This is a genomic window from Rhodococcus rhodnii NBRC 100604 (assembly GCF_001894925.1).
Classification (GTDB): Bacteria; Actinomycetota; Actinomycetes; order Mycobacteriales; family Mycobacteriaceae; genus Rhodococcus_F; species Rhodococcus_F rhodnii.
On the sequence record NZ_BCXD01000005.1, the window covers coordinates 21739 to 42590 of the forward strand.

The 20852-nt window shown below is 70.8% G+C and carries 19 protein-coding genes and 1 pseudogene; 9 read left to right on the forward strand and 11 right to left on the reverse strand.

All coding sequences use genetic code 11. From position 1 onward, the window contains the following. The first annotated feature begins 5 nt into the window (after positions 1–5). Positions 6–1118, forward strand: a complete 1113-nt coding sequence (locus RR1_RS04630) for an adenosine deaminase (protein WP_010839275.1) — start codon at positions 6–8, stop codon at positions 1116–1118. A gap of 24 nt (positions 1119–1142) precedes the next feature. On the opposite strand, the gene RR1_RS04635 is transcribed toward RR1_RS04630, so the two are convergent. The 5 genes from RR1_RS04635 to RR1_RS04655 all read right to left on the reverse strand — a co-directional run bounded on the left by RR1_RS04635 (position 1143) and on the right by RR1_RS04655 (position 4745). Further along, a complete protein-coding gene (locus RR1_RS04635; RefSeq protein ID WP_010839274.1) occupies positions 1143–2462 on the reverse strand; it encodes a SatS C-terminal domain-containing protein in 1320 nt (439 codons plus the stop codon). Positions 2463–2526: 64 nt separating this feature from the next. After that, complete coding sequence (locus tag RR1_RS04640) at positions 2527–2859, reverse strand: YbaB/EbfC family nucleoid-associated protein (RefSeq protein WP_010839273.1); 333 nt, start codon at positions 2857–2859, stop codon at positions 2527–2529. After that, positions 2856–3200 (reverse strand): hypothetical protein, encoded by a 345-nt coding sequence (locus RR1_RS04645; protein WP_010839272.1) that lies wholly within the window; start codon positions 3198–3200, stop codon positions 2856–2858. The genes RR1_RS04640 and RR1_RS04645 overlap by 4 nt, the downstream gene beginning before the upstream one ends. Positions 3201–3256: 56 nt before the next feature. After that, complete coding sequence (locus RR1_RS04650; RefSeq protein WP_010839271.1) at positions 3257–4408, reverse strand: C40 family peptidase; 1152 nt, start codon at positions 4406–4408, stop codon at positions 3257–3259. Positions 4409–4412: 4 nt separating this feature from the next. Next, complete coding sequence (locus RR1_RS04655; protein WP_010839270.1) at positions 4413–4745, reverse strand: type VII secretion target; 333 nt, start codon at positions 4743–4745, stop codon at positions 4413–4415. Positions 4746–4873: 128 nt separating this feature from the next. Between RR1_RS04655 and upp the strand changes: the two genes are divergently transcribed. Next, the gene (gene upp, locus RR1_RS04660) at positions 4874–5497 is read left to right on the forward strand and encodes a uracil phosphoribosyltransferase (protein WP_010839269.1); all 624 of its coding nucleotides are present in this window, start codon (positions 4874–4876) and stop codon (positions 5495–5497) included. Positions 5498–5500: 3 nt separating this feature from the next. On the opposite strand, the gene RR1_RS04665 is transcribed toward upp, so the two are convergent. Together RR1_RS04665 and RR1_RS04670 are read right to left on the reverse strand one after the other, a co-directional pair. Beyond that, a complete protein-coding gene (locus tag RR1_RS04665; RefSeq protein WP_010839268.1) occupies positions 5501–7102 on the reverse strand; it encodes a phospho-sugar mutase in 1602 nt (533 codons plus the stop codon). Continuing rightward, the gene (locus RR1_RS04670; protein WP_010839267.1) at positions 7099–7929 is read right to left on the reverse strand and encodes a purine-nucleoside phosphorylase; all 831 of its coding nucleotides are present in this window, start codon (positions 7927–7929) and stop codon (positions 7099–7101) included. The genes RR1_RS04665 and RR1_RS04670 overlap by 4 nt, the downstream gene beginning before the upstream one ends. Positions 7930–7949: 20 nt before the next feature. Between RR1_RS04670 and RR1_RS04675 the strand changes: the two genes are divergently transcribed. The 3 genes from RR1_RS04675 to RR1_RS04685 all read left to right on the forward strand — a co-directional run bounded on the left by RR1_RS04675 (position 7950) and on the right by RR1_RS04685 (position 11152). Then, on the forward strand, positions 7950–8651 hold the full coding sequence (locus RR1_RS04675) for an enoyl-CoA hydratase/isomerase family protein (RefSeq protein ID WP_010839266.1): 702 nt from the start codon (positions 7950–7952) through the stop codon (positions 8649–8651). Between the two features lie 108 nt (positions 8652–8759). Next, entirely contained in the window at positions 8760–9995 is a 1236-nt protein-coding gene (locus tag RR1_RS04680) for a M20 family metallopeptidase (RefSeq protein ID WP_143153712.1), read from the forward strand. Continuing rightward, positions 9992–11152 carry a M20 family metallopeptidase gene (locus RR1_RS04685; RefSeq protein WP_010839264.1) on the forward strand — a complete coding sequence of 387 codons (1161 nt, stop codon included), beginning with the start codon at positions 9992–9994 and terminating at the stop codon, positions 11150–11152. The genes RR1_RS04680 and RR1_RS04685 overlap by 4 nt, the downstream gene beginning before the upstream one ends. A 28-nt stretch (positions 11153–11180) precedes the next feature. Here RR1_RS04685 and RR1_RS04690 read toward each other — a convergent pair whose 3' ends face one another. Continuing rightward, positions 11181–11654, reverse strand: coding sequence for a gamma-glutamylcyclotransferase family protein (locus RR1_RS04690; protein ID WP_010839263.1), 474 nt, complete (start codon positions 11652–11654; stop codon positions 11181–11183). 110 nt (positions 11655–11764) lie between these two features. On the opposite strand from RR1_RS04690, the gene RR1_RS04695 reads away from it, so the two are divergent. Together RR1_RS04695 and RR1_RS04700 are read left to right on the forward strand one after the other, a co-directional pair. Next, a complete protein-coding gene (locus tag RR1_RS04695; RefSeq protein ID WP_010839261.1) occupies positions 11765–13171 on the forward strand; it encodes an NAD(P)H-quinone dehydrogenase in 1407 nt (468 codons plus the stop codon). A gap of 209 nt (positions 13172–13380) precedes the next feature. Next, positions 13381–14562: an aminotransferase-like domain-containing protein gene (locus RR1_RS04700; RefSeq protein WP_010839260.1), complete on the forward strand. Its 1182-nt coding sequence runs from the start codon at positions 13381–13383 to the stop codon at positions 14560–14562. On the opposite strand, the gene glpK is transcribed toward RR1_RS04700, so the two are convergent. Next, positions 14547–16052 (reverse strand): glycerol kinase GlpK, encoded by a 1506-nt coding sequence (glpK, locus tag RR1_RS04705; protein WP_010839259.1) that lies wholly within the window; start codon positions 16050–16052, stop codon positions 14547–14549. The genes RR1_RS04700 and glpK overlap by 16 nt on opposite strands. Positions 16053–16109: 57 nt before the next feature. On the opposite strand from glpK, the gene glpD reads away from it, so the two are divergent. Next, positions 16110–17843, forward strand: a complete 1734-nt coding sequence (gene glpD, locus RR1_RS04710; RefSeq protein WP_040774417.1) for a glycerol-3-phosphate dehydrogenase — start codon at positions 16110–16112, stop codon at positions 17841–17843. Between the two features lie 8 nt (positions 17844–17851). Here glpD and RR1_RS04715 read toward each other — a convergent pair whose 3' ends face one another. Continuing rightward, positions 17852–19213 (reverse strand): HNH endonuclease signature motif containing protein, encoded by a 1362-nt coding sequence (locus RR1_RS04715; protein WP_072713602.1) that lies wholly within the window; start codon positions 19211–19213, stop codon positions 17852–17854. 30 nt (positions 19214–19243) lie between these two features. Then, positions 19244–20069: pseudogene (locus tag RR1_RS22240) on the reverse strand (oxygenase MpaB family protein). A 39-nt stretch (positions 20070–20108) separates the two neighbouring features. Here RR1_RS22240 and RR1_RS22245 point away from each other — a divergent pair. Further along, entirely contained in the window at positions 20109–20828 is a 720-nt protein-coding gene (locus RR1_RS22245; RefSeq protein ID WP_010839255.1) for a DUF1353 domain-containing protein, read from the forward strand. The last annotated feature ends 24 nt before the right edge of the window (positions 20829–20852 follow it).

Here is a 20852-nt window from a genome sequence, read left to right on the forward strand (position 1 = left end):
GTGCCATGACGCACTCGGAGCGCACATCCGCACAGTCCACGGTCGACATCGCCGCGCTGCCCAGCGTCCCCAAGGTGCTGCTGCACGATCACCTCGACGGCGGGCTGCGGCCCGCGACGGTCCTCGAACTCGCGGGGGAGTGCGGCTACACCGCCCTTCCCGCCGGCACCGCCGACGGCCTCGCGACGTGGTTTCGCGAGGCGGCCGACAGCGGCTCGCTCGAGCGCTACCTCGAGACGTTCGAGCACACCGTCGCCGTCATGCAGACCCCCGCCGGGCTCGAACGCGTCGCCCGCGAGTGCGCGGTGGATCTCGCCGACGACGGCGTCGTCTACGCGGAGGTCCGCTTCGCTCCCGAACAGCACCTCGACCGTGGACTGACGCTCGACGAGGTCGTCGAGCACGTCCTCGCCGGGCTGCGGTCGGGCGAGTCGCAGGCGCAGGCGTCCGGCCGGCGGATCCGGGTGGGTCTGCTGCTCACGGCGATGCGCCACGCCGCACGGTCGCGCGAGATCGCCGAACTCGCAGTCCGCTTCCGCGACCGCGGCGTCGTCGGCTTCGACATCGCGGGCGCCGAGGCCGGCAACCCGCCCAGCCGGCACCTCGACGCGTTCGAGTACATGCGAGACGCCAATGCACACTTCACGATCCACGCGGGGGAGGCGTTCGGGCTGCCGTCGATCCACGAGGCGATCGCGTTCTGCGGGACCGACCGGCTCGGCCACGGCGTCCGCATCACCGACGACATCGACCTCGGACCGGGCGGCGAGGCGCGGCTCGGGCGCCTCGCGAACTACGTCCGCGACAAGCGGATTCCGCTCGAACTGTGCCCGAGCTCCAACGTGCAGACCGGGGCCGTCGACGCCCTCGAGAACCACCCGTTCGATCTGCTCGCGCGGTTGCGGTTCCGCGTCACGGTCAACACCGACAACCGGCTCATGAGCGACACGAGCATGAGTCGCGAGATGGCGCGGCTCGTCGAGACCTTCGGGTACGGCTGGCCCGATCTCGAACGGTTCACCATCAACGCGATGAAGTCGGCGTTCCTGCCGTTCGATCAGCGGCTGGCGATCATCGACGACGTCATCAAGCCGGGCTACGCCGTCGTGATGGGCTGAGTGAGGCCCGCGCGGGGCCGGTGCTCACTCGGTGTGGTCGAGCCGCGTCTCGAACTCCTGCTCGAGGTCGCGCCACGCCTGCGACTCCTGATCGAACGGGGCGCTCGGCGCGAGCCGCGACGGATCCGGCTCCAACAGGAACGACACGTACCAGCCGAGCGGGGTCGAGGTCGCGAGCGCGATGTCGACGGCGTCGTCGCCAGCGAAATCCGCTGCATCGGTGAACAGTTCGACGGCGAGCTCGAGTTGCTCGGTGTCGACGGCGGTGGGGCCGTCGGCGAGATCGTCGGCGATCCCCGGCAGGACGTAGACGTTGTCGTCGGAGACCTCGATCTCGAGCGAGCCGTCGACCGCCGCGATCTGCACCTGCTCGTACGTGCTCACGCGCGCGAGTGCGTGGTCGTGGTTGTCGGCGAGGAAGCGGGCGAGTGCCCGTTCCGTCGTGAACACGAAGATCCGGCCTGCGTTGCCGAGGAAGACGGCGTCGTCGCCGACGTAGCAGCGGAGCGTGAACAGTTCCTGGCCGGTCGTGATGATGCGGATGGGATCGATGCCCACCTCGCCCCAGAAGCCGCCGTCGTCCTCGTCGGCTTCGTCCTCGTCGACGGTGCCCCGAAGGACGGGCGCGACGGGTGCGGCGGCTATGTCGCTGCGCGTGCCGTCGTCCTCGTCGTCGTCGTCCGCGTCGATCTCGAGGTCGTCGTCGAACTCGTCGGTGTCGTCCTCGGTCGTCGTCGTGTTCTCGTCGGCGGCGACGATCTCGGCCTCGGCGACGGCGAGTGCCTCGGCATCGACCTCGGGCGAGGCGAGGACGTCGTCGATCGCGTCGAGGACGGCGTCCCACCCCTGGGCGATGGCACCGCCGATGCGATCCCACGCGGCCTCGCCCTCACGGCCGACGAAGGCGTCCGGGCCGGCGCCGAGCGAGCGGAACACGAGATTGGACGCGAAGAACTTGGTGACATCGTCGAGTTCGCAGACGTCGCCGATGGTGCGTGCCATGTCGAGTGTCTCGCCGAGTTCGGTGACGACGTCGGCGCTCGGGTCGCTCGCCGCGAGTTCCGGAACGCCGATGAGATCGAAGCGGAACCGGTCCTCGGGCTCGAACTCGGGCGCGCCGAGCGCGGTCACGAGCTTCCACGACGGGTGTTCGACGAGGTCGTTGTCGTCGTTCGTGCGGACGAAGGCGGCCAGCTCGGCGGTCGACTCGAACCCGTAGAGGTCCTCGTCGTGACCGAGCAGCGCCTCCCACTCGTCGTCGCCCTCGCGCCACGAGGGGGCCCACAGCGTGACGTAGTCGCCGTCGGTCAGCCCGAGTTCGATGGGAACGATGTCGCCAGCCATGGCCGAAGCCTATCGACCCGGACGCCGAATCAGTAGCGGGGTTCGGTCACTCCGGTCACTCGGGTCACCGGGGCGGATCGGCGAAGTCGTCGGCGAACGTCGCCATCAGCTGCTCGCGGTGTGCCGAGGCGTCGGCGGCGGCACGCGAGGCGGTCTGCGTCACGAGCATCGCGACGTGGGCGGCGTCGTGGCGTGCGACGGCGTCGTCGATCCACAGCCCGACGAGCGCGCCGTTGCCGTCGACCTCGGCCGTCACGAGCCCGTCGGGGCTGCTCGCGCGCCCACGGACGCCCTGCAGATCGCCGAGGGCCTGGTCGAGTACCGCGACCTGGTTCTGGACCCGCTCGACGATCGCGTCGATGTCCGGGGCGCCGGGTGCGGGCTGTGGTGTCGTCATACGGGCCTCATCCAGCTCGTGGGTGCGCTCTCGGCTTCGTCCTGGGAGCGTTGCGTCTCGGCGACCTGGGCGCGCGTGGGCAGTCCGAGCCGGTCGAGGATGTCGCCCGGAACGCCGGCGCGGGCGAGATCGTCGCGACGGCGCGCACCCGCCTCGAGGGCCGAGCGCCGGCACAGTTCGAGGATCTCGTCGGCGAGCCGTGTGCCGCCGTAGCGCAGCTCGCGCGGGTCGATCCGGATCGCGAGCGGCAGTCCCTGCTCGGTGGTGCGCACCGTGACGGTCCTGGCACGGTTGCTCACGGCCGCCGTCGCGGGCGGTGCGGGTGGGGGAGTGGGAAACACGGGGCTCCGATCGGTCGACGGGCGGGGACGGCGGGGAACGTGTTCGGGCCGGGCGATCACGTGGTCGGGCGGTAGAAGCCCATGAACGCCATGCCGCTGTTCGTGGTGCGGATCGGCCCGACCGAGACGGGATCTCCTGCCTCGACGAGCTGTCCGTTGCCGATGACCATCGCGACGTGGCCGTCCCACACCGCGAGGTCACCGGCCATGAGTTCGTTCGAGTCGACCGGGATGCCGACGTTCTGCTCCTGCGCGAGGCGCGGCAGGCCCACGCCCGCCTCGCCGTAGGCCCATTGCGTCAGACCGCTGCAGTCGAGGCCCTGGCCGGGGGTGGTGCCGCCCCACACGTACGGGACGCCCTGCTGCGAGAGGGCGTTGCGTACGGCGTCCGCGGCGGCCTGGTTCGGGGCGATCGCCGTGGTTCCGTCGGGCAGGACGACCCGAACGCCCTCGCCGCGGTCCGCGGCACCGCTCGTGCCCGTGGCCGCGGAACCGGGGGCGGCGCCCACCGCTGCTGCCGCCGGGGAGACGCGCGAATCGGACGGGGCGAAGAGCCCCGAGATGCCCGACGTGCCGGAGCCGCCGAGCGCCGAGGCCGCCGTCGTGGTCGCGGCGCTCAGCGGGCTCGCGGGGGCTGCGGCGGCCGTGGTGGTGGCAACGCCCGTGGCCGCCGCTGCACTCGTCGTCGCGGCGCCGCCGGGCGGTTCGGGGACGGCGACGGGGGTGCACGCGCGCATCGCGGCGGTGTAGCCGTCGAGTTCGGACCGCACGCGCGCCACGACGGCCGAGGCGCGAGAGAGGTGTTCGAGCGCGAGCGAGACGAGGACGCCGAGGCCGGCCGGCGTGGCGAGCGCGGGGAGGGCTGCCGTGGCGACCTGCACGAACGACTGCGCGATGGCGCGCAGCTCTTCCGTTCCTGCGCGGATGCACTCGGCGGCCTCGGCGACGATCGCGGCCATCTCCTCGCCGCGGTCGGCGATCGCGGTGGCGGACCGCTGCGCCTCCTCGGTCCGGACCAGTGCGGCCGTCGCGGCGGTGCCGTTCCACTCGCCGTGGACTGCGGCGACGGCGCGGCGTCCGGAGTCGTGGACGCGCTCGACGGTGGCGGATGCGCTGCGCAGTGCATCCGCGGGGCCACCGCCCGGCAGGACACCCGTGCCCAGGGTGTCGGCGAGATCGAGGATCGGTTTCGCGAGCAGATCGATCATCGCGTCACACCTCCATCGTGGCGGAGAGCGCGGCCGTGCCGGAGAGGGCGGTCGCGGTCGCGTCGTCGGTGCCGGTGTACGCGGACACGCTCGCGTCGGCGGCGGCGCTCACGCCGGAAAACACCGCCGACAGCCGCTCGATCGAGCAGACGTGATCGGCATGCGCCGCGGCGAAAGCAGCCACGAAGTCTCCGCCCACCAGCCCGAACACCGGTCCCAGCAGTGCCGGTCCTGCCGCCGCGGCCGTCGCCGCGGCTCCGAGCAAGTCCCCGGCGACGGCTGCCGCGGCGGCGGAGAAGTCGGCCACCGCGCCGGTGTCGACGTCGAGATCGGTCATCGAAGCCCCCCAGTAGATCGAGTCCCACCCGCTGCCGATCGGCTCCTGCGTCGATCGGGCACCTCACACTAGTGTGACGCAGCTGCCGTGCATTCGGTTCCCCGGCTGTCGGCCGATATTCTGCGCCCATGAACACACGCGTTGTCGACCACCCGCTCGCCGCGACTCTCCTCACGACGCTGCGCGACTCTCGCACCGACAACGCGGCGTTCCGGGCCGCGCTGCGGAGCCTGACCCACATGCTCGTCTACGAGGCCATGCGGGACGCGCCGGTGGCCCGGTTCGACGTCGAGACACCGCTCACGACGACCGACGGATTCGCCCTCGCGAACCCGCCGCTGCTCGTGCCCGTGTTGCGAGCGGGGCTCGGCATGGTCGACACCGCGTCGCAGCTCGTGCCGCAGGCGGGGGTCGGCTTCGTCGGCATCGCCCGCGACGAGGAGACGCACCAGCCCGTGCCGTACCTCGAGTCGCTGCCGGCGGATCTCTCGCCCACGCCCGTGTACGTCCTCGACCCGATGCTCGCGACGGGCGGCTCGATGCTCCACACCATCGAGCTTCTCGTCGCCCGCGGTGCGGCGGACATCACGGCGGTGTGCGTCGTCGCGGCTCCCGAGGGCGTCGCGGCACTCGAGGCGAGCGGCCATCCCGTCCGGCTCGTCACCGCTGCCGTGGACGCGGGCCTCGACGACGACGCCTACATCGTCCCGGGACTGGGCGACGCGGGCGATCGTCAGTTCGGTCCGCGCTGACCTTCAGCCGATCTCGCCGCGCAGTGCGGCGAGCCGCTGCCGCGCCCGGGCGCGAGCGTCCGTGAGGGCGGCGCGGCTCGGCGTGGGCTCGACGACCTCGAGATAGAACTTGATCTTCGGTTCCGTGCCCGAGGGCCGGACGACGAGGCGACACGAATCGCCCTGGAGCACAACGGCGTCCGTACGCTGCGAGCCCTCGGTGGCCGCGAGGTCGGTGGTCGAGACCCGCTCGCCCGCCAGTGTGTCCGGCGGCCGCGTGCGCCAGCGCGTCATGACCTCGGTGATCCGGGCGCGGTCGCGTGCTTCGAGCGACACCTGGTCGGCCGCGTACACCCCGAACTCGACCGCGAGGTCGTCGAGCCTGCTCGCGACGGTCTCGCCGCGATCGCGCAGCGTCGCGACGAGGTCCGCTGCGACGACCGCCGCGGAGATCCCGTCCTTGTCGCGGACGGCGTCCGGGTCGACGCACATGCCCAGCGCCTCCTCGTACGCGTAGACGAGCCCGTCCCCGGCACGCACGAGCCATTTGAATCCGGTGAGCGTGCGCGCGCAGCGGGCTCCGCGTGCGGGGGCGAGCACGTCGAGCAGGGTCGACGACACGATGGTCGTCGCGACGAGTGGATCGGGTTCGCTCGTGCGGGCGAGGACGTGTTCGGCGAGCAGGACGCCGGTCTCGTCGCCGCGCAGCATGCGCCAGCCGTCCGGGGTGGGGATCCCGACGGCACACCGATCGGCGTCGGGATCGAAGGCGATCGCGAGGTCGGCGTCGACGCGCCGGGCGAGCGCGAGCAGTGCGTCGGTCGTGCCCGGCTCCTCCGGATTGGGTTTCGGCGCCGTCGGGAAGTCGGGGTCGGGGGCGAACTGCTCGTCGACGACGTGCACGTCGTCGAAACCCGCACGCCGCAGCGTCGCGACGCCGAGTTCGCCGCCGACGCCGTGCAGCGTGGTCAGCGCGATCCGGACGGACCGGTGCGGTGCGGACACGAGCGACGCCGCACGTGCGACGTACCGCGCGACGACGGCGTCGTCGCTCACGGCGACCGGGGTGCGCGGGATCCGGTTCGTGGGACCGGCTCCCGCGATCGCGGCCTCGATCTCGCGATCGGCGGGGGAGACGAGTTGCGCGCCGCCCTCGACGTACACCTTGTAGCCGTTGTCGCCGGCGGGATTGTGCGACGCCGTGATCTGGACGCCGGCCGCGGCGCCGAGTGTGCGGACGGCGTACGCGACGACGGGCGTGGGGAGCGCGCGCGGCAACAGGACGACCTCGAAGCCGGCACCGGCGAACACCTCGGCGGCGGCGTGGGCGAACTCCCGGGAGCGATGCCGCGCGTCGTGGCCGACCACGATCGGCTCGCCGTGGGGGTGGGTCGCGGCGAGGTGCTGTGCGAGACCGGCGCTCGCGCGCAGCACGACGGCGAGGTTCATGCCCGCGGGGCCGGGCCGGAGCGGCCCGCGCAGGCCCGCCGTCCCGAAGGCGAGCGGCTGCGCGAACCACTCGGTGAGCTCGGCCGGGCTCGCGGCGCGCAGTGCGGCCGCGTCGGCGGGGTCGGGATCGGCCGCGATCCAGCGCTCGACGTCTCGCCGAAAGGTGCTGTCGTTCACAGTCGTCCGACGAGCGACCGCAGCAGCCCGCCCATCCGTGCAGCCGACGCGGCGCCGGCCGCGAGCACCTCGGCGTGATCGAGATGCTCGCCCGTCATCCCGGCGGCGAGGTTGGTCACGAGCGAGATGCCGAGCACCTCGGCGCCGAGCGCGCGGGCGGCGATCGTCTCGTGGACGGTCGACATCCCGACGAGGTCGGCGCCGAGCGTGCGGAGCATGCGGATCTCGGCGGGCGTCTCGTAGTGCGGGCCGGGCAGTCCCGCGTACACGCCCTCGGCGAGGGTGGGGTCGATCTCGCGGGCCAGGCCGCGCAGCCGGGACGAGTAGGCGTCGACGAGATCGACGAACTCGGCCCCGACGAGCGGGGAGCGGGCCGTGAGATTGAGGTGATCTGCGATGAGGACCGGTTCGCCGACACTCATCCCGTCGCGAATCCCGCCGGCGGCGTTGGTGAGGATCACGGTGCGGGCGCCCGCGGCGACCGCCGTTCGCACCGGGTGCACGACGTGCGCGAGCGGGTGGCCCTCGTACGCGTGCGTGCGGCCGAGCAGGACGAGCACGTTCCGGGAGCCGACGCGCACGGATCGGACGACGCCCGCGTGGCCGTGCGCCGACGGCGGGGTGAAGCCGGGGATCTCGCCCATCGGCACGACGGAGTCCGGTTCGCCGAGCACATCGGCGGCGTCGCGCCAGCCCGAGCCGAGGACGACGGCGACGGCGTGCTCGGCGACACCGGTGCGCTCGGCGATCACGGCGGCGGCAGCAGCGGCGTCGGGTGCGGCCTGTGCGCGCTCGAAGGGGGGCTCGGCGGACTCGGGTGCTGTCATGGGGCGATAGTCTCCCACTCATGCCGTACTTGGATCGCGATGGCGAGGTTGTCGTTCTCTACCTGGGCAACGAGAACGAGACCGACAACGAGAACCGTTTCCACCCCGATTGGATCGACCGCGTGCACGCGCTGCTCGACGAGGTCGAGGCCACCGAGGGTCCCGCCGCGCTCGTGACCACCGCGACCGGCAAGTTCTACACGAACGGTCTCGACACCGATCACGTGTTCGCGAACCTCGGTGCGCTGCCGGAGTACCTCGATCGCGTCCACACCGTGTACACGCGGCTGCTCGCGTTCCCGATGGCGACGGTCGCGGCCGTGCAGGGGCACGCGTTCGGCGCGGGCGCGATGCTCGCGCTGGCCCACGACTTCCGCGTCATGCGCGCCGACCGCGGCTACTGGTCGCTGCCCGAGGTCGACCTCCAGATGCCGTTCACCGTCGGCATGGCGGGACTGCTCGAGGGGCGCCTGCCCAAGCAGACCGCGGTCGAGGCGATGACGACCGGCCGCCGGTACGGCGGCGAGGACGCGAAGGCCGCCGCGATCGTCGAGGCCACCGCGGGCGAGGGCGACGTCCTCGCCGTTGCCGTCGAGCGGGCGCGTGCCCTCGCCGGCAAGCGTGGCCCCAATCTCGGCGGGATCAAGCGGAGCCTGCACGTCCGCACGCTCGAGGCGCTGGAGACTCCGACGGCGAGCAGCTCGTTCTCGTTCGGGCAGTGACACGAGCGGAGCGGTGACGCCGGGCGGTGGGACAATCGGGTGGTGACCACCCGACCGCAGTCGCCGGCTCCCCGTGTTCGTGACTCCACCACGAGCGCGGTCGCGGAGATCACCGGCGAGCTCGTCGCGCTGTCGCGTGCGCTGCACGCAGAACCCGAGCTGGCGTTCGAGGAGTTCCGCGCGTGCGAACGCATCACGAACCTGCTGCGCCGTCTCGGGTTCGAGGTGCGGACGGGTGTCGCGGGCCTGCCGACGGCGTTCGACGCGCGGTTCGGCAGCGGTGACCTCGAGATCGCCGTGCTCGCCGAGTACGACGCGCTGCCGGGCATCGGTCACGCGTGCGGCCACAACATCATCGCGGCGAGCGCCGTCGGCGCCGGTCACGCGCTGGCCCGGGTCGCCGACGTGCTCGGCATCACGGTCCGGGTGATCGGGACTCCCGCCGAGGAGACCGGCGGCGGCAAGGTGCTCATGCTGCATCGCGGTGTGTTCGACTCCGTCGCCGCCGCCGTCATGGTGCATCCGGGCCCGGTCGACATCGTGGGCGCCGTGTCGCTCGCGCTCGCCGACGTCGCGGTCGAGTTCCGCGGCGTCGAGACGCATGCGTCGGCGGCACCCGAACTCGGCCGCAACGCCGCGGACGCCGCGACCGTCGCCCAGGTGGCCGTCGGGCTGCTGCGGCAGCATCTCGCGTCCGATCAGCAGATCCACGGCATCGTCAGCGACGGCGGTGACGCTCCGAACATCGTTCCGGCGCGGTCGGAGATGCTCTACTACCTGCGCGCGCGGTCGGCGGAGTCGCTCGCCGACCTGACGCGGCGCGTCGAAGCTGCTTTCGCGGGTGCGGCGCTCGCGACGGGGTGCACGCACAGCGTGCGCACGGTCTCGCCGACCTACGAGGAACTGTCCCCGGACGCGGTGCTCGCGGCGGCGTACCGCGACGAGATCGCAGCACTGGGCCGCACCCCGATTCCCGCGGCGGCGGAGGAGTCGCGCCCCTTGGGCAGTACCGACATGGGTAACGTCACTCGGGTCGTCCCGGGAATCCATCCGATCATCGGCGTCGAGTCCGGCGGTGCGGTCACGCATCAGCCGCAGTTCGCCGCCGCGTGCGTGGGCCCGTCCGCCGAGCGCGCGATCGTCGACGGAGCGCTCGCGCTCGCAGGGGCGATCGCGCGGGTCGCGACGGACGACGTGCAGCGCGCCCGTCTGCTCGACGGCGTTGCGCGGCGCCGGAGCGGCATCGGTGATGCGGGATCGGGCGGAGACGGTGCGGGGTCGGTCGGAGACGGTGCGGGGTCGGCCGGAGACGGCGGATCCCACGAAGGAGAGGAGCGGGCGTGAACGCGGCGGTCGAGCGGTGGATCGAGGAGCACGGAGAGGAACTGTCGCGGTGGCGCCGTCACATCCACGCACATCCCGAACTGGGCTTCCACGAGTTCGCGACGACCGAGTTCGTCGCGAATGCGCTCGCGGGTGCCGGGCTGAGCCCGAAGGTGCTTCCCGGCGGCACGGGACTGACGTGCGATCTCGGCCCCTCGACGGGGCCGCGGCTGGCACTGCGGACCGACATCGACGCGCTCCCGATGCAGGAGATGACGGGTGCGAGCTACGCGTCGACCGTCGACGGCGTCTCGCACGCGTGCGGCCACGACGCCCACACCACCGTCCTGCTCGCGACGGGGCTCGCGCTCGCGTCGGCCGGTGACCTGCCGGTCGGGGTGCGGCTGATCTTCCAGCCCGCAGAGGAACTCATGCCGGGCGGGGCGATCGCCGTCGTGCGCTCGGGTGCGCTCGAGGGCGTCGAGCGGATCTTCGCGATCCACTGCGATCCGCGCATCGAGGTCGGCCGGGTCGGTGTCCGGCTCGGCGCGATCACGTCCGCGGCCGACACCGTGAAACTCGTCCTGAGCTCGCCGGGCGGCCACACGTCACGACCGCACCTCACGACGGATCTCGTGTACGCGATGGCGTCCGTCGTGACGGGTCTGCCGGGCCTGCTCAGCCGCCGGATCGATCCGCGCACGGGCACCGTCATGGTGTGGGGTGCGGTGAACGCCGGCCGCGCGCCGAACGCGATTCCGCAGCGCGGCACGATGGCCGGCACGGTCCGGACGGGCGATCACGCGACGTGGGCGATGCTCGAGCCGCTCGTGCGGGAGATCGTGGCGGGCCTGCTCGCCCCGACGGGCGTCGAGTACGAGATCGAGTACCGGCGCGGTGTGCCGCCCGTCGTCAACGACGAGGTGTCGACGCGGATGTTCGAGGAGTCCATCCGGTCGCTCGGGCCCGACGCGCTCGCCGAGACGCCGCAGTCGGGCGGTGGCGAGGACTTCTCGTGGTATCTCGAAGAGGTGCCGGGGGCGATGGCCCGGCTCGGCGTGTGGACGGGGCGTGGGCCGCAGCTCGATCTGCACCAGCCGACGTTCGATCTCGACGAACGCGCCCTCGAGGTGGGAGTGCGCGTGTTCACCGATCTCGTGACGTCGTACCGGCGGTAGCGCCCGTACCGGTGGCCACGCGCGGAGGTCAGCTCTCCGAGGTGCCGGGTCCGACGTTGCGGCTGTTACGAGTTCGCAGCTCGCGCACGTAGTCGTCGGGTGCTCCCGCGACTTCGGCGGCGTCGGCGACGACACCGAGATAGCGTGCCGACGGCAGGCCTCCCTCGTACGCGTCCATGACGTACAGCCATGCGAGGACGGCACCGGACTCGGTGTCGATGCGCACCCGGATCTTGCGGTGGATGCCGAGTTCGGAGCCCTCCCAGCGGTCGAGACTGCGCTCGTCCTCCTCGGGCACGTCGTAGAGGACGACGAACACGCGCGCGTCGTCGTGGCGGTCCTCGACGACCGTCGCGAGCGCGCCCTCCCAGCCGATGTCGCCGCCGCTGAAGGTCAGCCGCCAACCGTGGAGCCACCCGGTTCCCGCCATCGGCGAGTGGGGGCAGCGCTGCATCATCTGTTCGGGGTCCATGTTGGACCCGTACGCGGCATAGATCGGCACGGGCGCCAGCCTAACGGCTGCCTTGTAACCTGATGTGTGCAGTGCGTGCGAGCCACACCGGAGATCCCGGCCCATCCGGCTCGCGTGCGAGTCGACGATGTGGAGGACGAATGGCAACCCGGATCGTGATCATCGGCGGTGGCCCGGCCGGTTACGAAGCGGCGCTGGTGGCAGTCCAGCACGGCGGTACCGTCACGGTGATCGATTCGGACGGGATCGGCGGTGCGTGCGTGCTGTTCGACTGCGTTCCGTCGAAGACCTTCATCGCCTCCACTGGTATCCGCACGGACATGCGCCGCGCCACCGATCTCGGTATCGAGATCGATCCGAGCATGGCGAAGGTCTCTCTCGCACAGATCAATTCGCGCGTCAAAGCGCTCGCGCAGGCGCAGTCCTCGGACATTCGTGCGCGGTTGCAGGCCGTCGGCATCGAGGTCCTGGGCGGTCGTGGCGAACTCATCGACACGCAGCTCGGGATGGCCGCGCATCAGGTCAAGGCGACGCTCGCGAACGGCGAGGAGCGGGTGCTCGACGCCGACGTCGTCCTCGTCGCGACCGGTGCGAGCCCGCGGGTGCTGCCCGGCGCGGTTCCGGACGGCGAGCGCATCCTCAACTGGCGTCAGCTCTACGACCTCGACGAGCTGCCGTCGCACCTCGTCGTCGTCGGTTCGGGTGTCACGGGCGCCGAGTTCGTCTCCGCCTACACCGAGATGGGCGTGAAGGTCACGCTCGTGTCGAGTCGTGACCGCGTGCTGCCGGGGGAGGACGCCGACGCGGCGCTCGTCCTCGAGGACGCGCTCGCGGAGCGCGGCGTCGAACTCGTCAAGCACGCGCGTGCGGACGAGGTGGAGCGCACCGAGGACGGCGTGATCGTCAGGATGTCGGACGGCCGCACCGTCGAGGCGAGCCATGCACTCATGACGGTCGGCTCGGTGCCGAACACGGGCGGGCTCGGCCTCGAGCGAGTCGGCATCGAACTCGACCGCGGCGGCTACCTCCGCGTCGACCGCGTCTCGCGCACCACGGTCGCGGGCATCTACGCCGCGGGCGACTGTACGGGCCTGCTGCCGCTCGCATCGGTCGCGGCGATGCAGGGGCGCATCGCGATGTACCACGCGCTCGGCGAGGGCGTCAGCCCCATCAAGCTCAAAACCGTTGCGTCCGCGGTGTTCACGCGCCCCGAGATCGCCACCGTCGGTGTGAGTCAGGCTGCGATCGACAACGGTGACGTGCCGGCACGTACCGTGATGCTGCCGCTCAACACCAATCCGCGCGCCAAGATGTCGGGGCTGCGACGCGGCTTCGTCAAGATCTTCTGCCGGCCCGCGACGGGTGTCGTCATCGGTGGTGTCGTCGTCGCGCCGGTCGGTTCGGAGCTGATCCTGCCGCTCGCGATGGCGGTGCAGAACAACCTCACCGTCAACGACCTGGCGAACACCTTCTCGGTGTACCCGTCGCTCACCGGATCGATCACCGAAGCGGCGCGGCAGCTGATGCGCCACGACGATCTCGACTGACCGCGACCGCGCGGTCCGACGCGCGAGCGTCTCACAGCACATCATCTCGAATGGTGGGATAGATCTTCCGTGGGTTGGGATGCCTGTGCGACAGTGGCGATGCGGGCACGCGACACGGCAGCCCGCCGATCGCTGCACCGTCCCGCCGCCCGGGTGATCCCCGGTGGCCCGAAGGTACGTCCCATTCCTTCGTGCTAACCGGAGTCCTCGTGCCCACACTCTCGTGCCGGATCGCCGATCTTCGTGGATCGGCGATCCGGGATCTGCTGTCGCTCACCGCTCGACCCGAGATTCTGAGTCTCGCGGGCGGGCTGCCCGCCCTCGAACTCGTGCCCCACGAGCGGATCTCCACCGTCCTCGCCGAGGTCGGCGCGGACCCTCGCGCCTGGCAGTACGGCGAGACGGCGGGCGCGGGACTGCTGCGTGAGGTGCTCGCGGCGAGGGAGACGGCTCGTCTCGGTCGTGCGGTGGGAGTCGACGAGATCGTCGTGACGCACGGCTCGCAGCAGGCGCTGAGCCTGCTCGCGCAGGTGCTCGTCGATCCGGGCGATCCGGTGATCGTGGAGTCGCCGGTCTACCCGGGTGCCGCGGGTGCGTTCGCCGCCGCCGGTGCGACGTTGGTGGGTGTCCCACTCGACGGCGACGGGATGCAGACGGAGATACTGGAGGAATACCTCGCTGAGGGGCTCCGGCCGCGAGTCCTCCACACGGTCAGCACCTTTCACAATCCGGGTGGTGCCGTGCTCGCAGCGCCGCGCCGTCGGCGGCTGGCCGAGCTTGCCGAACGGTACGACTTCTGGATCGTCGAGGACGATCCCTACGGGGACCTCTGGTTCGACTCCCCGCCGCCGGACCCGGTCGCTGCTCATTCGACCCGCGTGTTACGGCTCTCGAGCGCATCGAAGACCTTGGCGCCCGCACTGCGCGTGGGCTGGCTCCACGGCGACCGCGCAGTGTGCGCCGGCGTGGAACGACTGAAGCAGAGCGCCGATCTCTGTGGCTCCACGCTGACGCAACTCGTCTGCGCGCGGCTGCTCGCGGACGGCCGATGGTTCGACGCGCATCTCGGCCGAGTGCGCAGGGACTACGCGGCGCGGGCTGACGCCCTGGTGGCCGCTCTGCGAGCCCGTTTCGGCGACGCGCTGTGGCTCGAACCGGTACGCGGCGGGATGTTCGCCTGGGGGCGGTTCGGGGACGGCACCGACACCGACCGGCTGTTGCGTACGGCGGTCGAGCACGGTGTCGCGTTCGTGCCCGGCAGTGCGTTCGCCGTGGGGGAGGAGGACGCCGCGCAGCTGCGATCGAGCCTGCGCCTGTCGTTTGCGACGTGCCTGCCCGACACACTGGTGGAGGCCGCGGACCGGCTGGCGCTCGCTCACGCCCAGTCGTAGCTGCGTTCCACCGCCCGATTCCACGCGGCGAAGAGCCGGTCGCGCTCGTCCGCGTCCAGCTGCGGCTCCCACGTCGTGTCGACCGCCCACTTCTCGCGCAGTTCGTCGGTGTCGCGCCAGAAGCCGGTCGCGAGCCCCGCAGCGTAGGCGGCGCCGAGCACCGTGGTCTCGATCATGCGGGGCCGCACGACGGGCATGTCGAGGATGTCGGCCTGGAACTGCATGAGCAGGTCGTTGACGACCATGCCACCGTCGACCTTGAGCTCGCTGAGATCGACGTCGGAGTCGCTCAGCATCGCGTCGATGACCTCGCGCGTCTGATACGCCGTCGCCTCGAGTGCGGCGCGGGCGAGATGGCGGCGGTCGACGTAGCGCGTCAGCCCGACGATCACCCCGCGCGCATCCGGCCGCCAGCGGGGCGCGAACAGCCCCGAGAAGGCCGGGACGATGTACGCGCCGCCGTTGTCGTCGACCTCCGCCGCGAGCGTCTCGACCTCGGGGGACGACGAGATCACGCCGAGATTGTCGCGCAGCCACTGCACGAGTGAGCCGGTGACGGCGATCGACCCCTCGAGTGCGTAGACGGCGTCGGCGTCGCCGATCCGGTAACAGACCGTGGTGATGAGGCCGTGATCGCTGAACACGGGTTCGGTGCCGGTGTTGAGCAGCACGAAGTTCCCCGTGCCGTACGTGTTCTTGGCGTCGCCGGGCGACAGGCACGTCTGCCCGAACATCGCCGCCTGCTGATCCCCGAGGATCCCGGCGATCGGCACGCCGGGAAGCGACCCGCGCTCGCGGACGTGTCCGAAGACCTCGGACGAACTGCGGATCTCCGGCAGCATCGACATCGGGATACCGAGCGCATCGCAGATCTCCGGATCCCATTGCAGCGTGCGGAGGTTCATCAGCAATGTGCGCGAGGCATTGGTCACGTCGGTCGCGTGGACGGCGCCCGAGCCGTCGCCGGCGTTCGTCATGTTCCACAGCAGCCAGCTGTCGACGGTGCCGAAACACAACTCGCCCCGCTCGGCGCGCTCGCGGACGCCGTCGACGTTGTCGAGGATCCACCGCAGCTTCGGGCCCGAGAAGTACGTCGACAGCGGCAGCCCCGTCCGGTCGCGGAAGCGTTCGGTGCCGCCGTCGCGCGCGAGCTCGTCGCAGATCGTGGTGGTCCGGGTGTCCTGCCACACGATGGCGTTGTAGACGGGTTCGCCCGTCGCGCGGTCCCACACGACGGTCGTCTCGCGCTGATTCGTGATCCCGATGGCCGCGACCTCGTGATAGCTCACGTCGCCCTTCGCGAGGGCGCGCGCGATCACTTCACGTGTTCCCAGCCACAGTTCGGTCGCGTCGTGCTCGACCCACCCGGCGTGCGGGAAGATCTGCCGATGCTCCTGCTGTGCACTGCTCACCGGGTTGCCGTCGTGATCGACGATCACACAGCGACTCGACGTGGTGCCCTGGTCGATTGCGACGATGTACTGAACCACGACTGAAGAACCTACTAGCCTGGGATCGAATGCGTCCCGATCCCGGCAGGAGTGGGTGTGAGCAATCAGTCGGACATCGTCGAGCTCGGTCCGGACGATCGCGCACGGACCTGGGAGCGACTGCAGAAGGAGCACTTCGACGTCGTCGTGATCGGTGGCGGGGTCGTGGGCTGCGGGGCTGCGCTCGACGCCGCGACCCGCGGATTGAAGGTCGCCCTCGTCGAGGCGCGGGATTTCGCGTCCGGCACGTCGAGCAGATCGTCGAAGATGTTCCACGGCGGGCTGCGCTATCTCGAACAGTTCGAGTTCGGCCTGGTCCGGGAGGCGCTGCGGGAGCGGGAACTGTCGCTGACGACGCTCGCGCCGCATCTCGTCAAGCCGCTGCGCTTCCTGTTCCCGATCGAGCATCGCGTGTGGGAGCGGCCCTACATCGCCGCGGGCATCTTCCTCTACGATCGCATGGGCGGTGCCACATCCGTTCCCGCGCAGAAGCATCTGACTCGCTCGGGTGCGCTGCGGCTGGCCCCGGCGCTGCGCCGCGACGCCCTCGTCGGCGGTATCCAGTACTACGACACCGTCGTCGACGACGCCCGGCACACGATGACCGTCGCCCGCACGGCAGCGCAGTACGGCGCGACGGTGCGGACCTCGACGCAGGTCGTCGGCTTCCTCAAGGAGGCGGATCGGATCTCGGGCGTCCAGGTCCGCGACGTCGAGACCGGACGTGTCGCCGAGGTGCAGGCGAGTGTCGTCATCAATGCGACGGGCGTGTGGACCGACGAGATCCAGGCGCTCTCGCGGGGGCGCGGCAGGTTCCGGGTGCGGGCGTCGAAGGGCGTGCACATCGTCGTGCCGCGCGACCGGATCGTGAGCGACGCGGCGATCATTCTCCGCACCGAGAAGTCCGTGCTGTTCGTGATTCCGTGGGGGAGCCACTGGATCATCGGGACGACCGACACAGACTGGAATCTCGACCTCGCGCATCCGGCCGCCACCCGCGCCGACATCGACTACATCCTCGAGCACGTGAACACCGTGCTCGTGACGCCGCTGGTGCCCGACGACATCGAGGGCGTCTACGCGGGACTGCGGCCACTGCTCGCGGGGGAGAGCGACGAGACGTCGAAGCTCTCGCGCGAGCACGCGGTCGCGCGCGTCGCCCCCGGGCTGGTCGCGATCGCCGGCGGCAAGTACACGACCTACCGCGTCATGGGAAAGGACGCCGTCGACGTTGCCGCGCAGGACATCCCGCTGCGGGTCGCCGACTCGGTGACGGAGAAGGTCCCGCTGGTCGGCGCCGACGGCTACTTCGCGCTCGCGAATCAGACGGCGCGGCTGGGGGAGCGGTACGGGGTGCATCCGTACCGAGTGCGGCATCTGCTCGACCGCTACGGGTCGTTGATCGACGACGTCCTCGGCGCTGCCGACGACGCACCCGAACTCCTCGAACCGATCACGGATGCGCCGTCGTATCTGCAGGTCGAAGCGGTCTACGCCGCGACCGCGGAGGGTGCGCTCCACCTCGACGACATCCTGGCGCGGCGCACGCGCATCGCGATCGAGTACGCGCACCGTGGGATGAACTGCGCCGAGCAGGTCGCGGCGCTCGTCGCACCGGTCCTCGGATGGAGCGACGAGCAACGCGAATTCGAGGTGCAGACGTATCTCGCGCGCGTGCGCGCCGAGATCGAGTCGCAGGCACAGCCGGACGACGAGTGCGCGGACGAACTCCGTCTCGCGGCACCCGAGTCGCGGCCCGAACTGCTCGAACCCGTCGTCGAGGTGAGGTAGGCAGCGCGTCACGCTCCTGCTGCCCAGAAGGCGGGCGGGTCGGGTTCGGTGTCGTAGACCTGCCCGTCGGGCATGGTCCAGCGCAGCAGCCCGTCGCCGAGTTGCTGTAATGTCATGTGGCCCTGGGTTTTCCAGCGGTGGTGGCGTCGGCAGAGGCAGGCGAGGTTCGCTTCCTCGGTCCGGCCGCCTTCGCTCGGGTTGGCGTGGTCGAAGGGGACCGTGTGGTCGATGTCGCACGACGTTGCTGGGACGGGGCAGTGCGGGAAGCGGCACACCCCGTCACGTGCGCGGATGCGATCCGCGAGGGCGCGTGGGATGCGGTATCGCAGGGCTGCGATGTCCGGAGCGGGCTCGATCGGGTCGACGGCGCTGACGTGGATGCGCTGGGTCGCCGAGTGTGTGATGGCCGCGCGCACGGTCTCGGGATCGAGCGGACCCACACCGGGCAGGAACCCGACGGTCGGGATCGCTGCCGAACCGCCGCCAGGGGCACTCGCGGCACCGGCACCGGCACCGGCACGGGCACCGGTACCGGCACCGGCACCGAACGATCCGCCACTGAACGACCCGAAACCGATCGAGCCGTCGCTCACGACGATCTGCACCAACGGGCCACGCTTGCCCGCAGCCGGGACCGCCGTCGCGCAGTCCTCGCGTCCGCACCCACACGTGAGCCGCCCGCTCCCGTCCGCCAGAGCAACGAGTGCGTCCGCGTGACGCTGCGGCATCGACCGCTCGTCACCCGCGCACACGTCGCCGATGGCCATTTCCTTGAGCCGATTCCAGATCGTCGCAGCATCCAGCGAGGGGAGTTCGCCCGACAGGAACGCCATGCCGTCGTCGCACTGCTTGACCGAGATGTACCGCTCCTCCTTCGCACGAGCAGAACGCTCGGCGAAACCGTCCCGGTCGTACCGCGCCACCAACCGCCGCAGCCGTTCGCCGATCCGCCGCGGCGGTAACCGGTCGATCGGGCCCCGCGCGAACAGCGCTGCTTCCACGATCCGCGCCTTCTCATCCGACAGATTCTGTAGCAGATTGTGGATCGTGCGGACCTGCGCCATATCCAACTCACCCGATGCAAAAGCCTCGTCGGTCAACGGCAACCGCGTTTCGAGGTCCTCGCACAGCGTGATCGCGAACCACACCCGGTTCTCGCTCATCCCCAACGCCAGTGCAGCCTCGTTCGCGGCAGACTCACCCGGCATCAACACGCTCACCGACGTTTCCGCCGCCACCCGCGCCGCATGAAACGCACCGATCGCACGAATCTGCCGATACTCCGCCCGCGCGAGCACGCGTTTGGACTCGACCACTCCCGCCACGTCTACCAGCTCGTTTCCCGAGCCGCCCCCACCCAAATCGAACATACAAGCGACCCTAGCCCAAGGGTCCGACACTCATTTCTCGGCGAGTCCCGGCGCGGTCGCACGGAGCGGGTTGTAGTGCTGCGGCAGGTCCCTGCGGTCCGGCGGTGGCAGGTTGCGCAGTGGTCCGAGCAGTTCGCGAACCGGCGGATCGTAGAGCCCGACAGTCAGCCAGACCGCACTGCGGGTGAGCGGAATCCGAACGACGCGCCACACAGATTCGGGCAGCCACGGCGTGAGCGGCGGGACGGCCAGGCTGCGCAGATCGAGAACGTCGCGGTCGCCTTGTTGTCCTCGAGGACGGTGTGGCACATGTGATCCCAGTAGCGCTCGAAGTCGTCCCAACTCGCGGAGACGGGCGCATGCTCATCCCGTACATGCGGTACCACGTGACGTGTTCGTCGAAGAGGCGCCGCTTCTCGTCGTCGCCCAGCGGGCCGATGAAGTGCTCGGCGGTGCGGAGCATCCCGACGAAGAACGTCGCGTGCGCCCAGTAGAAGGTGTCGGGGTCGAGCGCGTGACAGCGGCGACCCTGCGCATCGACACCGGAGATACGGTCGTGGAAGTGCCGGATCTGCGCGCCCGTCGACGGCGCCCGATCGCCGTCGTACACGACGACGCCGATCGGATACAGCGACCGAAACAGCCGTTTCCACCCCTCGGTGAAGAACTCCGAATGCTGCTCGACGGCTGCACCGAGACCGGGGTGCATGTTCTGCATCGATCCCGCCCAGAGCCCTTGCAGCAGTCCGCGCCAGTCGCCGAAGTACTTCCACGTCGACGATTCCGGCCCCAGCGGGTCGAGAACCCTGTGGCATGCACGCCGTGTCCGGGAGCGGTTCGCCGTCCCGTGCGTCACTCTGGTGGGCGACCCAGAATTCGACAGTGAGGGGTGGGAATGCCGTTTCAGCGGTCGGAGGACGATCCGAGGCGTCCCGAGCCGAGGCTCCGGGTCCTGGACACCACGTTCTTCGAGCTCGAGTCGGAGTTCGTCTACGTGTTCGGCCGGGCCGTGATCCGGGTGCCCAGCGGTCACCCGCGGATGCTGCGCACCGATCTCGCGTCGATCCCCGGACCGCTCCACGGCCTCGTGACGCCGTACGGCCGGCAGTTGTTGCCGGCGATCCTCCACGACGACCTGTGCCGTCGCGCGCTCGCGCAGGACGACGGCAACGAGTATCGACGGCGTGCCGACGACATCTTCCGGAACGCCCTGATCGACGAGGGCGTCGGACGGTTCCGCAGCCGAATCCTGTGGCTGGGAGCCGAAGTCGGCAGATTCTGGACCTTCACGGAATACGCGCGGTTCGCGCTCGTCGCGACGCAGGTCCTCGGGACCCTGGCGTGGTTCGTCGGCGTTCCCGTCGCTCTCGCGGCCGGGACGTGGTGGCTCGCTGCGGTGTTCGCGGTCGCGCCGTTCGTGCTGTCGCTCGCGTGGCGACGTGACCTGCCCGTCGCGCTGCTGGGCAGTCTCGTGCTCGTCGTCGTCGCGCCGGTGTACGCGGTGACGGTGGTGGCGTCGGCCGTTCTCTGGATCCCCGACGCGCTGCGCTGGCTACGGGGCGGACGGGAAGGCCGGCGCCCACCGTTCGGTGCGCCCACAACCGGCCTGCGGTGACGGGCGACGGGGCGCAGGTGCGGG